Annotated in this window: 11 protein-coding genes; 10 read left to right on the top strand and 1 reads right to left on the bottom strand. The window is 73.0% G+C overall.

The annotated features are described in order from the left end of the window. Positions 1–62 precede the first annotated feature (62 nt). The 10 genes from typA to N912_RS0119105 all read left to right on the top strand — a co-directional run bounded on the left by typA (position 63) and on the right by N912_RS0119105 (position 11,993). On the top strand, positions 63–1,976 hold the full coding sequence (gene typA, locus N912_RS0119150; protein ID WP_028923678.1) for a translational GTPase TypA: 1,914 nt from the start codon (positions 63–65) through the stop codon (positions 1,974–1,976). Between the two features lie 200 nt (positions 1,977–2,176). Then, positions 2,177–4,150 (top strand): ABC transporter substrate-binding protein, encoded by a 1,974-nt coding sequence (locus tag N912_RS53035; protein ID WP_051580418.1) that lies wholly within the window; start codon positions 2,177–2,179, stop codon positions 4,148–4,150. A 125-nt stretch (positions 4,151–4,275) separates the two neighbouring features. Next, a complete protein-coding gene (locus tag N912_RS0119140; RefSeq protein WP_028923677.1) occupies positions 4,276–6,078 on the top strand; it encodes an ABC transporter family substrate-binding protein in 1,803 nt (600 codons plus the stop codon). Position 6,079: 1 nt separating this feature from the next. Beyond that, on the top strand, positions 6,080–7,078 hold the full coding sequence (locus N912_RS0119135) for an ABC transporter permease (RefSeq protein ID WP_028923676.1): 999 nt from the start codon (positions 6,080–6,082) through the stop codon (positions 7,076–7,078). Continuing rightward, positions 7,071–8,006 (top strand): ABC transporter permease, encoded by a 936-nt coding sequence (locus N912_RS0119130; RefSeq protein WP_028923675.1) that lies wholly within the window; start codon positions 7,071–7,073, stop codon positions 8,004–8,006. Before N912_RS0119135 ends, N912_RS0119130 begins: the two co-directional genes overlap by 8 nt. Next, positions 8,003–9,022 carry an ABC transporter ATP-binding protein gene (locus tag N912_RS53030; RefSeq protein WP_037065363.1) on the top strand — a complete coding sequence of 340 codons (1,020 nt, stop codon included), beginning with the start codon at positions 8,003–8,005 and terminating at the stop codon, positions 9,020–9,022. Before N912_RS0119130 ends, N912_RS53030 begins: the two co-directional genes overlap by 4 nt. Beyond that, the gene (locus tag N912_RS0119120) at positions 9,019–10,044 is read left to right on the top strand and encodes an ABC transporter ATP-binding protein (RefSeq protein ID WP_028923674.1); all 1,026 of its coding nucleotides are present in this window, start codon (positions 9,019–9,021) and stop codon (positions 10,042–10,044) included. The genes N912_RS53030 and N912_RS0119120 overlap by 4 nt, the downstream gene beginning before the upstream one ends. A 27-nt stretch (positions 10,045–10,071) precedes the next feature. Beyond that, positions 10,072–10,974, top strand: a complete 903-nt coding sequence (gene mshB / locus N912_RS0119115; RefSeq protein WP_037065362.1) for an N-acetyl-1-D-myo-inositol-2-amino-2-deoxy-alpha-D-glucopyranoside deacetylase — start codon at positions 10,072–10,074, stop codon at positions 10,972–10,974. Then, on the top strand, positions 10,971–11,534 hold the full coding sequence (locus N912_RS65185; RefSeq protein WP_064745317.1) for a hypothetical protein: 564 nt from the start codon (positions 10,971–10,973) through the stop codon (positions 11,532–11,534). The genes mshB and N912_RS65185 overlap by 4 nt, the downstream gene beginning before the upstream one ends. A gap of 30 nt (positions 11,535–11,564) precedes the next feature. Beyond that, positions 11,565–11,993, top strand: a complete 429-nt coding sequence (locus tag N912_RS0119105; RefSeq protein WP_028923672.1) for a nitroreductase family deazaflavin-dependent oxidoreductase — start codon at positions 11,565–11,567, stop codon at positions 11,991–11,993. 10 nt (positions 11,994–12,003) lie between these two features. Here N912_RS0119105 and N912_RS0119100 read toward each other — a convergent pair whose 3' ends face one another. Further along, positions 12,004–12,975 (bottom strand): GNAT family N-acetyltransferase, encoded by a 972-nt coding sequence (locus tag N912_RS0119100; RefSeq protein WP_342670865.1) that lies wholly within the window; start codon positions 12,973–12,975, stop codon positions 12,004–12,006. Between the last annotated feature and the right edge of the window lie 157 nt (positions 12,976–13,132).

Raw genomic sequence — 13,132 nt, 5'->3', positions numbered from 1 at the left:
GGCAGCGAAGAGACCCCGGGTATCCTGGAGGTACCGCCCCTCTCACCCCCAGGAGTACGCGCGTGCCTACCCAGGCTCCGGACCGGCTGCGCACGGTCGTCAGAACAGACCTGCGCAACGTGGCCATCGTGGCGCACGTCGACCACGGCAAGACCACGCTGGTCGACGCGATGCTGCGCCAGTCCGGCGCGTTCGGCGAGCGCACCGAGCCGCTGGACCGGGTGCTCGACTCCGGTGACCTGGAGCGGGAGAAGGGCATCACAATCCTGGCCAAGCACACCGCGATCAGCCACGGTGGGATGACCATCAACGTGGTGGACACCCCCGGCCACGCCGACTTCGGCGGCGAGGTCGAGCGCGGGCTGTCCATGGTCGACGGCGTGCTGCTGCTGGTGGACGCCAGCGAGGGCCCGCTGCCGCAGACCCGGTTCGTGCTGCGCAAGGCGCTCTCCGCGCACCTGCCGGTGGTGCTGGTGGTGAACAAGACCGACCGCGCGGACGCCCGCTGCGAGGAGGTCGTGGACGAGTCGCTGGAGCTGCTGCTGGAGCTCGCCGACGAGCTGCAGCTCGGCGAGGACGTCACGGCGAACCTGCTCGACCTGCCGGTGGTCTACGCCAGCGCCCGCGCCGGGAAGGCGTCGCGGCAGCGGCCCCAGGACGGCACCGTCCCGGACGCCGACGGGCTGGAGGCGCTGTTCGAGGTGCTCACCGCCGCCGTGCCGCCGCCGGCGGACAACCCGGACGAGCCGCTGCGCGCGCACGTGACCAACCTGGACGCGACCAGCTACCTGGGCCGCATCGGGCTGTGCCGGGTGCGCGCCGGGCGGCTGTACCGGGGCCAGACGGTGGCCTGGTGCCGCGCCGACGGCAGCATCCAGAGCGTCAAGATCACCGAGCTGCTCCGCACCCAGGCGCTGACCCGCGAGCCCACCGACTCCGCCGAGGCCGGCGACCTGGTCGCGGTGGCCGGCATCCCGGAGCTGATGATCGGGGACACGCTGGCCGCGCTGGACGACCCGCGCCCGCTGCCGCGCATCGAGGTGGACGAGCCGGCCATCTCGGTCACCATCGGGATCAACACCTCCCCGCTGGCCGGCCGCTCCGCCAACGGGGAGCACCCCGGCACCAAGCTCACCGCCCGGCTGGTGCGCGGCCGGCTGGACGCCGAGCTGGTCGGCAACGTCAGCCTTCGCGTGCTGCCCACCGAGCGCCCGGACGCCTGGGAGGTCCAGGGCCGGGGCGAGCTGGCGCTGGCGGTGCTGGTGGAGACCATGCGCAGGGAGGGCTTCGAGCTGACCGTCGGCAAGCCCGAGGTGGTCACCAGGACCGTCGACGGCAAGCTGCACGAGCCGTACGAGCGGCTGTCCGTGGACGTCCCGACCGAGCACCTCGGCGCGATCACCCAGCTGCTGGCCGCGCGCAAGGGCGAGCTGATCCAGATGACCCACGGCGAGCACCGGGTCCGGGTGGACTACACGGTGCCGTCCCGGGGCCTGATCGGCTTCCGCACGGAGTTTCTGACGGTCACCAGGGGCTCGGGCATCGCCAACCACGTGTTCGACGGCTATCGCCCGTGGGTCGGCGAGCTGCGCACCCGGCGCACCGGTTCGCTGGTCTCCGACCGCTCCGGCCCGGTCACCACGTACGCCTGCCTGCAGCTGGCCGACCGGGGCACCCTGTTCGTGGCGCCCGGCACCCAGGTGTACGCCGGCATGGTGGTCGGCGAGCACACCCGAGGCGACGACCTGGAGATCAACATCACCAGGGAGAAGAAGCTCACGAACGTGCGCAGCTCCACCGGCGACGAGCTGGAGCGGCTCACCCCGCCGACCCTGCTGAACCTGGAGCAGGCGCTGGAGTTCTGCGCGCCCGACGAGTGCGTGGAGATCACCCCGGGCGCGGTGCGGGTGCGCAAGACCGAGCTGGACGCCCACCTGCGCGCCCGCGCCAGGGCGCGCGCCCGCAACCCCCGCTGACTCGGCCCATCAGCCGATATAGCAATACTCCCCGCTCACGCCCTCGTAGCCTTTGGGAGGATGGCTGTCACACCGGGGGGTTGTCCACGAGTCGCCTTCGGCGACGACAACGCTTGATCCAGCCACTCGGACAGGCCTACGGCCCGCCCTCGTGGCGGGAGCGTGAACAACCCCTACCGAGTTTGACAGGGCGGAGGTCCATGGGCGGCGTGCGACGGGCTGGTGACGGCTCGCGGTGGCTGTTGCTTGCCGTCGTCATGGCCCTGCTCACCGGGTGCTCCAGCGCGCTCCCGCCGGAGGCGATCCCGGCCGTCCCGCCGCCGCCCCCGCCCCCGCCGGCCACCCCGGAGCAGGGCAAGCGGCTGGTGGTCGGGGTGGACCACCTGGGCAACGGGTTCAACCCGCACCAGATCTCCGACCTGTCGCCGGTCTCCACGGCGGTGGCCGCGCTGGTGCTCCCGTCGGTGTTCCGCCCCGGCGCGAACGGCGAGCGGGTGCTGGACCCCACGGTGGCCAACAGCGCGAAGGTGGTCTCCACGGCGCCGTTCACGGTCAGCTACGAGCTGTCGCTGGCCGCGTCCTGGTCGGACAACACCCCGATCGCCGCCGAGGACTTCGTCTACCTGTGGGAACGGATGCGCAGCGAGCCCGGGGTGGTGGACGCCGCCGGGTACCGGCTGATCACCGACGTGCGCAGCCGGGCCGGCGGCAAGGCGGTGGACGTGGTGTTCGCCCAGCCGTACCCGGGGTGGCAGCGGCTGTTCTCCGACCTGCTGCCCGCGCACCTGCTCAAGGACGCGCCGAGGAGCTGGGCCACCGCGCTGGCCGACGGCGTCCCGGTGTCCGGCGGGCCGTTCGTGGTGACCGCGCTGGACCGCGACCGGGGCCAGCTCGTGCTCGCCCGCAACGACCACTACTGGGCCACCCCGGCCGCCGTGGACAGCCTGATCATGCGCCGGGTCGACCCGAACGGGCTGCTGGACGGGGTGCGGGCCGGTGACCTCCCGGTCGCGCAGGTCTGGCCGGACCAGCCGACCCTGGCCGCGCTGCATCAGCTCGGCCCGGCGGCGCGGCTGCAGGGCGTGGCCCAGCCGTACGTGGTGCAGCTGGGCATGCGCACGGACCGGGGCGTGCTGGCCGACCAGAAGGTCCGCAGGGCGGTCGGCGCCGCGCTGAACCGTGACGCGCTGATCGCCATCGGCACCGGCAACGGCGCGGGCGGGGTGCGCGACGACGCCCAGCTCCTGGCACCGTCCGAGCCCGGCTACCGCCCGACAGCCCCGCCGGGCGCCCCCCTGCACCCGGACCCCGCCCACCTCACCCAGCAGCTCACCGCCGCCGGCTACCAGCGCACCCCGAAGGGCCGCTGGGCCACGCCGTCCGGCCAGCCGCTGCGGATCGTGGTCGGGGCGCCCACCGACCGACCCCGGTTCACCGAGGTCGCCAGGGAGGTGGCGCGCCAGCTCGACGCCGCCGGCATCGACGCCGAGCTGGTCACCGCGCCTGGCGACGTGCTGTTCACCGAGCCGACCGTGCCCCCGACCCCGCCCTCGGCGTCCGCGTCGGCGTCCGCGTCGGCGTCCGCGAGCCCCAGCCCGAGTCCGAGCCCCAGCCCGAACGCCGGCGCGAGCCCCGGCGCCACCCCGACCCGAGTCGCCAAACCCGGTTCCGCGGAACCGCCCGGCCCGACCCCGGTGGCCGCCACCCCAACACCCCCCTCCGCCGGCCAGGCCGCGTCCGCCGGCGCCTCGGCCAACTCCTCGCCCAGCGCTTCGCCGCCCCCGCCGCCCGCGCCGGCCGGCGTCTCGGTGGACCTCGAGGTGATGCCGCGCGCCGTCGGCGGGGACCTGACCAGCACCGCGGTGTCCAACTACGGCTGCCCGCCCGGCATGGCCGGCGTCGCGCAGCCCGCGCGCAACGCCACCGGCTTCTGCTCCACCGGCCTGCAGCCGACGCTCGACGCCACCCTCCTCGGCGCGGTCGGGGTCGAGCAGGCCAGCGGCACCATCGAGTCCACGCTCTGGCAGCAGCTGCCGGCGATCCCGCTGTTCCAGCCGGTCACCACCCTGGTGACCACCCAGAAGGGCGACCGGGCCACCGGCGGCATCGGCCCCGGCCCGCTCACCCGGGGCCCGTTCGAGACCGCCGCGACCTGGCTGCCGCTCGAACAGTGACGAGGTAACGTCCGAGGGTCACTGCTGGGTTACAACCGGCCGCGGAGGGTGACAACGTCGCCGGGACGGTTCTAACGTCCCCCGGGCGTGCGCGGCGCGCGGTCGCGGCGCAACGGAGGGGCGCAATGAGGGGAACAATTGTGGCCGCCGCGCTCGTCACGGCCGTCGTGCTGGGCCTTTCGGCCTGCTCGGGCGGCGCCGGTGGCGGCGGTGGCGGCGCGGACGTGGGCCGGGAGCAGAGCCTCAAGCCGGGCGGCATCGGCGGCAACGACCAGCCGTACTCCCGGCCCAAGGTGGCCGACATCGGGACGGTCTCGGTCACCGTCGAGGAGAGCTTCCAGGATTACAACAACAACACGGCGTCGGCGAACTCCCAGGCCAACGTGTACTTCTACCCATTGTGGACGCCGTCGCCGTTCTTCGTGGACAGCGACTTCAGCCTCAAGGTCGACCGCGACTACATGGAGTCGGTCACGGTCAGGTCGACCGACCCGCAGGTGGTCGAGTACAAGTGGCGGCCGGAGGCGGTCTGGTCGGACGGCGCCCCGGTCGGCTGCAAGGACATGTACCTGCTCTACCTGGCCGGCGCGAGCACCGCCAAGACCCCCGGCGGCGCGCAGGCCTTCGACTCGCCCCCGATCGGCTACGACCAGATCTCCAAGCTGGAGTGCTCGCCGGACGGCAAGACGGTCACCGTGACGTTCAAGGCGCCGTTCGCGGACTACCGAGGCATGTGGTCGACGGCCGGCCAGGCCGGCAACCAGCTGCTGCCCGCGCACATCCTGGAACAGCGCACCGGCATCCCGGACATCACCAAGGTGCCCGTCGACGCCGACACCCCCGAGGTGCACAAGGCGGCGGACTTCTACACCAAGGGCTGGAACGACTTCGACCCCGCCGTGGGGCTCTCCGCCGGGCCTTACAAGATCGAGAGCTCCACCCGCAACCAGCGGGCCGTGCTGGTCCGCAACGAGCGGTGGTGGGCGAACCCCGGCGGCCCCGCCAAGCTGGACGTCACGGCGGTGACCGACTCGCAGGCCGCCGTGCAGAAGCTGCTGAACAAGGAGGCGCAGGTCATCGCGCCGCAGGTGGAGTCGGCGATCGCCGAGCAGGTGCGCGCGGGCGGCGACTTCACGGTGTTCGCCCGCGGCGGGCAGTCCTACGAGCACGTGGACTTCAACATGACGCGGCCGTTGTTCCGCGACCACCCCGAGCTGCGCAAGGCCGTCGCGGCGTGCGTGAACCGGGAGGACATCGTCTCCAAGCTGGTGCGCAGCGTGGACCCGAACGCCAAGCCGCTGGGCAACTTCCTGCTCAACCCGAACGAGGCCGGCTACCAGGACCACTACGCGGGCATCGGCGGCAAGCCGGACCAGGCGCGCAAGCTGCTCACCGACGCCGGCTGGGCGCCCGGCCCGGACGGGGTGTTCGCCAAGGGCGGCCAGCGGGCCAGCTTCCGGGTCGGGCACAAGCTGGTGGACCGGCGCAACCAGACCGTCCAGCTCATTCAGGGCAGCTGCCGCCCCGCCGGGATCGAGGTCATCGACGCGGGCAACGAGGCGTTCAACGACCAGCAGCTTCCCGCCGGTGACTTCGACGCCGCGCTGTTCGCCTGGGTGGCCTCGTCGGTCAAGTCCAGCCTCAACCAGAACTACGTGAGCAAGGCGCGCGGCGGGTTCGCCAGCTACAACAACTACGCCAACCCGAAGGTGGACGACCTACTGATCAAGGCCAACACCCAGCTCGACTACGCTGCTCGGCTGGCGACCCTCAACGAAGCCGACCAGGTGATGGCCGAGGATATGCACAGTATTCCGCTGTTCCAGCTCACCGACTTCGCCTGCGCGCAGCGCGGGTTCGGCCCGGTCAGCTACATCAGTACCGGCGGCGCGCTGTGGAACGCGTTCGCCTGGCAGAAGTCCGGATAGCATGCTGCGCTACGTCATCAGGCGGGTGTTGATCGCGATCCCGCTGCTGCTCGCCGCGTCCGTGCTGACCTTCGGGCTGACGCTGGCGATGGGCGACCCGCTGGCGGAATGGAAGCTGGAGCGCCCGCGCGCGCCGGCGGAGGTGGCGGCGCAGTACGAGCGGATCGGCTGGAACAAGCCGGCACCGCAGCGCTACCTGGACTGGGTCGGCGGGTTCGTCAAGGGCGACTGGAAGACGACGGTCAGCCCGGGCAGCGGCGACCTGGACGTGCGCTCGGAGGTCGGCCGCGCGCTGGGCGTGACGGTGCGCCTGATCGTGGTCGCCGAGGTGCTGGCGCTGCTGATCGGGATGGCCATCGGGGTGGTCGGCGCGGTCCGGCAGTACTCGGCGTTCGACTACGCCGCGACCGGGCTGGCGTTCTTCATGTTCTCCATGCCGCTGTTCTGCGTGGCGGTGATCCTCAAGTTCGGCGGCATCCAGCTGAACAACTGGCTGGAGGACGCGGGCCTCGGCCGCTGGATCGTCACCGCCGGGCCACCGGACGCCGGGTTCGCCGGCGGGCTCGGGCAGCTGCTCTACCAGTACACCGGGGCGTACCTGCTGCCGGTGCTGTCGCTGGTGGCCATCCAGTTCGCGCTGTACAGCCGGTTCCAGCGGGCGTCCATGCTCGGCGTGCTGAACGCCGACTACGTGCGCACCGCGCGGGCCAAGGGGCTGACCCAGACCCGGGTGGTGCTGCGGCACGCGGCGCGCAACGGGCTGATCCCGGTGGTGACGGTGTTCGCGCTGAACATCGGCGTCCTGATCGGCGGCGCGGTGATCACCGAGACGGTGTTCGGCTGGCGCGGCATGGGGGCGCTGATCGTGGACGCGATCACCAAGAGGGAGCCGTGGATGGTGCAGGGCTGGATGATGGTGACCGCCGCGGTCATCATCGGGTTCAACCTGCTGGCCGACCTGGTGTACGCCTACCTCGACCCGAGGATCCGCCTTGGTTGACCTGGTCCCCACCACCACCGACGCGGCCGCCGCGGGCTTCGCCGAGACCCGCGCCCGCTCGCACCGGCGCACGGTGCTGCGCAGGTTCCTGCGGCACCGGGCGGCGGTGGCAGGCATGCTGGTGTTCGCGCTGTTGCTGGCGTTCGCGTTCGGCGGCCCGCTGGTCTGGAGACACTCTCCGTACACGGACTATCCGGCGAAGGTCCCGCCCGGCGCGGCCTTCCCGTTCGGCACCGACCGGATCGGGCACGACATGCTCGCCTCGGTGATCTCCGGCACCCGGTTCTCGCTGCAGATCGCGCTGGTGGTCGCGGTGGTGGCCACCGCGCTCGGGGTGGTGCTGGGCGCGCTGGCCGGCTACCTGCGCGGCTGGGTGGACGCCACCATCAGCCGGCTCATCGACCTGATGCTGTGCATCCCGCCGCTGGTGGTGGCCGCCGTGCTGGCCAGGCACACGTTCACGCTGGCCCCGTCCGGGAACAACGCCGGCAACTGGCTGACCGTGGCGCTGATCATCGCGCTGTTCACCTCCTGGTTCCCCATCGCCAGGACGATGCGCGGCATGGTGCTCTCGCTGCGGGAGAAGGAGTTCGTGGAGGCCACCCGGGCGCTGGGCGCGAACACCGGCCGCATCGTGTTCAAGCACATCCTGCCCAACACCGTCGACGTGATCATCGTGAACGCCACCGTCACGGTGGCGCAGGCGGTGCTGCTGGAGTCCGCGCTGTCGTTCGTCGGGCTCGGGGTGCACCGGCCGGAGGCGTCCCTCGGGCTGTTGATCAACGAGAACAAGAACGAGCTGGCCACGCTGCCGTGGCTGTTCTGGTTCCCGTTCCTGCTCATCGTGCTGATCTCGCTGTCGGTCAACTTCATCGGCGACGGGCTGCGCGACGCCTTCGACCCACGGCAGCGGAGGGTCCGCACATGACCCTCCTGGAGGTGGACGGCCTCTCGGTGGACTTCCACACCGAGGACGGCCTGGTGCGCGCGGTGCGGGAGGTGTCGCTGTCGCTGGGCGCCGGTGAGGTGCTCGGGGTGGTGGGCGAGTCCGGGTGCGGCAAGTCGGTCACCGCGCAGGCGGTGATGGGGCTGCTGCCGCGCAACGCCACGGTGCGCGGGTCGATCCTGCTGGACGGCACCGAGCTGGTCGGCGGCGGCGCGGACGACCTGCGCAAGCTGCGCGGGAGCCGGCTCGCGATGATCTTCCAGGACCCGATGACCTCGCTGAACCCGGTGTACCCGGTGGGCTGGCAGCTGGCCGAGGCGTATCGGGCGCACAACAAGGCCCGGCGGCGGGAGGCGAACCGCAAGGCCGTCGAGGCGCTGGAGCGGGTCGGCATCCCGGAGCCGGGGCGCCGCGCGCGGCAGTACCCGCACGAGTTCTCCGGCGGCATGCGGCAGCGCGCGATGATCGCGATGGCCATCATCAACGGCCCGGAGCTGATCATCGCGGACGAGCCGACCACCGCGCTGGACGTCACCGTGCAGGCGCAGATCCTGGAGACCCTGACCGAGGCCGCCACCGAGGCAGGCGCCGCCGTCATGATGATCACCCACGACCTGGGCGTGGTGGCCGGCATGGCGAACCGGGTGCTGGTGATGTACGGGGGCACCGTGGTGGAGTCCGCCGGCGTGGACGAGCTGTTCGCGCATCCGCGGATGCCGTACACGGTGGGGCTGCTCGGGTCGGTGCCGAACCCGGAGCAGGTCGGGCAGCGGCTCACGCCGATCGCGGGCGCGCCGCCCTCGCCGCTGCACCTGCCGCCGGGGTGCTCGTTCGGGCCGCGTTGCCCGCTGGTCCAGGACCGTTGCCGGGAGGACGAGCCGGAGCTGGCGGCGGCCGCGAAGGGGCATCTCACGCGGTGCGTGCGCTGGTCGGAGCTGTCCGGTGACGAGCTGGCCGGGCGGATCTTCGACCGGCAGCTCACCGAGGAGGCCTCGTGAGCACGTCCACCCGCTCGCTGCTCGAGGTGCGCGACCTGGTGAAGGACTTCCCGGTGCGCGGCGGCGGGATCATCCCGCGCACGGTGGGCCAGCTGCGCGCGGTGGACGGTGTGTCGCTGGACCTGCGGTCGGGGGAGACGCTCGGGCTGGTCGGCGAGTCCGGCTGCGGGAAGTCCACGGTCGGGCGGTGCATCCTGCGGCTGCACGAGCCGACGTCCGGGTCGGTGCGCTTCGGCGGCGAGGAGCTGACCACGGCCGGCGACCGGCGGATGCGGGCGCTGCGCCGCGACCTGCAGATCGTGTTCCAGGACCCGTACGCGTCGCTGAACCCGCGCTGGACGGTGAACAACATCGTCGCCGAGCCGTTCGAGATCCACCCCCAGGTCGACGTCGACGTGCAGGGCAGGGTGGACGAGCTGCTCCAGATCGTCGGGCTCAACCCGGAGCACCGCAACCGCTACCCGCACGAGTTCTCCGGCGGGCAGCGCCAGCGGATCGGCATCGCCCGCGCGCTGGCGCTGCGGCCCCGGCTGGTGGTGCTGGACGAGCCGGTGTCCGCGCTGGACGTCTCGGTGCAGGCCGGCGTGGTCAACCTGCTGGCCTCGCTGCGCGAGCGGCTGGGGGTGGCGTACCTGTTCATCGCGCACAACCTGTCGGTGGTGCGGCACATCTCGGACCGGGTGGCCGTGATGTACCTCGGCAAGATCGTCGAGACCGGCACCAGGGACGAGATCTACGCCGACGCCCGACATCCGTACACGCAGGCGCTGCTGTCCGCCGCGCCGGTGCCGGACCCGATCGCCGAGCGCCGCCGCGAGCGGATCATGCTCACCGGCGACGTGCCCAGCCCGCTGAACCCGCCGTCCGGCTGCCGGTTCCGCACCCGCTGCTGGAAGGCCCAGGACATCTGCGCCGCCGAGGAACCGCCGCTCGCGCCGGTGCGCGGCTCGGCCCAGAAGGCGGCCTGCCACTTCCCCGAACCCCTGGAGTCCGCGCTCGCCGGCGCCCGCGCGTCCCGCTGACGCCGCGCCGGGGCTTAGGGTGCGGCGGTGGCGGAAAACGGGCGGCGGCTGTTGCTGGTGCACGCGCATCCGGACGACGAGACGATCGCGACCGGCGGGACCATCGCGCGGTACGCGGCGGCGCCGGACACGCACGTGACGCTGGTCACCTGCACGCTGGGCGAGCGGGGCGAGGTGATGGTGCCCGAGCTGGCCGGGCTGGCCGCCGAGCACGCCGATCAGCTCGGCGGATACCGGATGGGCGAGCTGGCCGCCGCGCGCGCCGCGCTCGGGCTGTCCGACCAGCGGTTCCTCGGCGGGGTCGGGCGCTGGCGGGACTCCGGGATGGTGGTGCTCGCGGGCGGTCGGGCGGGCGCGCCACCGCCCGGCGAGCTGCATCCCAGGGCGTTCTGTGCGCCGGGCGCGCGCGCCGAACAGGTCGAGGCGCTGGCCAAGGTCATGGCCGAGGTCCGGCCGCAGGTGGTGGTCGGCTACGACCCGAGCGGCGGCTACGGGCATCCTGACCACGTGCGGGCACACGAGATCACCATGGCGGCCACCGCCACGGCACCGAGCGTGCGCAAGGTCTACTGGACGGTGCTGCCGCACGGCGCGCTGTTCGACGGGCTGGAGGGGCTCGCGGGCGCGCGCGAGCACGGGCTGCCGTGGCGGCCCGCGGAGCCGGAGGAGCTGGCGTCCGTGCCCGACTCCTCGGTGACCACCCGGGTGGACGTCTCCGCCGTGCTCGGCGCCAAGCTCGCCGCCCTGCGCGCGCACGCCACCCAGCTGGGCGTCTGGGAGCACGCCGGGCAGCGCGCGTTCGCGCTCACCAACGAGCTGGCCCAGCCGGTGCTGGCCACCGAGTACTTCACGCTGGTCGGGGCTCGAGTCGACGCAGGGCGCGGTTCGCTGGACGAGACCGACCTGTTCGAGGGGGTCGAGCCGTCATGACCGACGATCGAGCGGTGTCGGACGAGCAGCGCGCGCCGTCGCCGTCCGAGTCCGGTTCCGCGTCGGAGGAACCGGCGGTGTTCCTGGAACGCCGCACGGCGCTGGACGGCTCGGCCGTCGCGGACCGGGCGCAGGCGGCGGCCGACCGGGCGCACGCCATGCTGGTGGTGTTCGTGCTCCTGGTCGACGCCGTGCTCCTGGCCATCCTGGAGATGATGTTCGTGACCGCGTCGGTCGGGGGCGTCCCGCTGCCGCTCAGCGCGCTGGTGGCGTTGATGAGCTCGCCGTGGCTGGTGCGCCGGGTCGGCGAGCTGGCCGGGCCGCGCTGGGCCGCGGCGCCGCTCGGGCTGTGGTTCCTGACCTGCGGCGTGCTGGCCTTCGCCGGGCCGGGCGGGGACGTGCTGCTGGTCGGCGACCTGTCGGCGCTGTTGCTGCTGGCCGCCGCCGTGCTGCCGGCCGCGTTCCGGATCGGCCGAATGCTGCGCCCCACCCGCCCGCCCGCGCCACCCTCCTCCGACCCGCCGGCGCCACCCACCTCGTCCGTGTCGCCACCGGACTGACCCACCCGAACCGTATTACCGTCTTCTGATATGACGGAGACCACGAACAGCCCGCGCGACTGGGTCAACGAGCACATCCAGCGCTACCTCGCCACCAACGGCGCCGACGGCCACGACTGGAACGGCTACCCGACCCTGCTGCTCACCACGATCGGCCGCCGCTCCGGCACCCCACGCCGCACCGCGCTGATCTACGGCAGGGACGGCGAGAACTACCTGCTCGTCGCCTCGCAGGGCGGCCTGCCCGAGCACCCGCTCTGGTACCGCAACCTGACCGCGAACCCCGAGGTCCAGCTGCAAGTAGGGCCGGAGAAGTTCACCGCCCGAGCCCGCACCGCGACCCCCGAGGAGAAGCCCGCGCTGTGGCGCACCATGGTCGGCGTCTACCCGCCGTACGAGGAGTACCAGGGCCGCACCGACCGGGACATCCCGGTGGTCATCCTGGAGCGCACCTCCTGACCGCGCGGCCTCACCCCGGCGGGCGCAGGTAGACGTACCGGTGGTGCGGCCGGAAGCCCAGCCGCCGGTACAGCCCGAGCGCGGCGGTGTTGTGGTCGGCTACCTGGAGCACGCACCACCGCGCGGACCGCGCCGCCGCCCACCGCGCCGCCGCGCCCGTCAGCGCCACCGCCACCCCGCGCCGCCGGTGCTCGGGCGCGACCGCCAGCCGTGCCACATGCAGGTGCTCGTCCAGCACCGCCAGCCGCACCGCGCCGATCACCGCGTCCGCCGCATCCGAGGCCACCCCGAACCCGACGTGCGCCAGCCCGGGCGCGGTGAGCACGTGGCGCTGTGCGGCGGTCACCGGGGCGTCCCCGGCCAGCCGCCACCAGTCCTCACCGGGGTTCTCCTCCACGGCCAGCCGCAACCCGCCGGACGGCTCGGCCAGCCCGGTCAGCTCGGACAGCTCGGTGACCAGCACGCTGACCTCCGCGCCCGCCGCGTGCCGTTCGTCGAGCACCCACCCGTGCGCGGCCAGGTTCCGGTGCCACGGCGAGTCGCGCGGCACCTGCGCGCGCGGCTCAACCCCGTGCTCGTCCGCGAACCCGACCACCTCCGCCAGCGCGTCCGCCACCGGCCGCCCCGGGTCGCCGACCGCCAGCGCCGAGTTGGCCCGCGCGGTGAACCCACCCGCCGCCCGCAGCCGCCACTGCCCGAGCGGGCGCTCCAGCGGCGCCGGCCAGGCGTCCGCGCAGACGTTCTCCAGCCGCGCCACCGCCGCCCAGGACGGCCGCCGGGGCACCGGCGGCGGAATCTCCCTGACCGCGACCACCGCGTCCCTGGCCACCCGCACCTGTCCGCGCCTGGTGTGCACCAGCACGGCCTCCGGCCCGTCGTCGGCCAGCTCGCCGACGGCGTCGGTGTACAGCGGCCGGCCGTCCTCCGTACCCAGCCGATGCCGCAGCGCGACCCGCCTGCCCACCAGCCCCGCCAGCTCCACTAGTCCATTGACTGTGTTGTTTTCCGCCACCGCCCCCTCCGCCCCAGTGCCCACTACACGATCCTGCCCTACCCCCGGGGTGATTCCGCCCTCTCTCATGGCCACCTCAGTGCACACTCCGCCGGGCGAGCAGACATACTGACGGTTAGTAACGCCG

Source organism: Actinospineispora acaciae DSM 45401 (genome assembly GCF_000620785.1).
Lineage (GTDB): Bacteria > Actinomycetota > Actinomycetes > Mycobacteriales > Pseudonocardiaceae > Pseudonocardia > Pseudonocardia acaciae.
The sequence above is the reverse complement of the archived record's forward strand: the minus strand, read 5'-3'. Positions and strand labels throughout refer to the sequence as shown.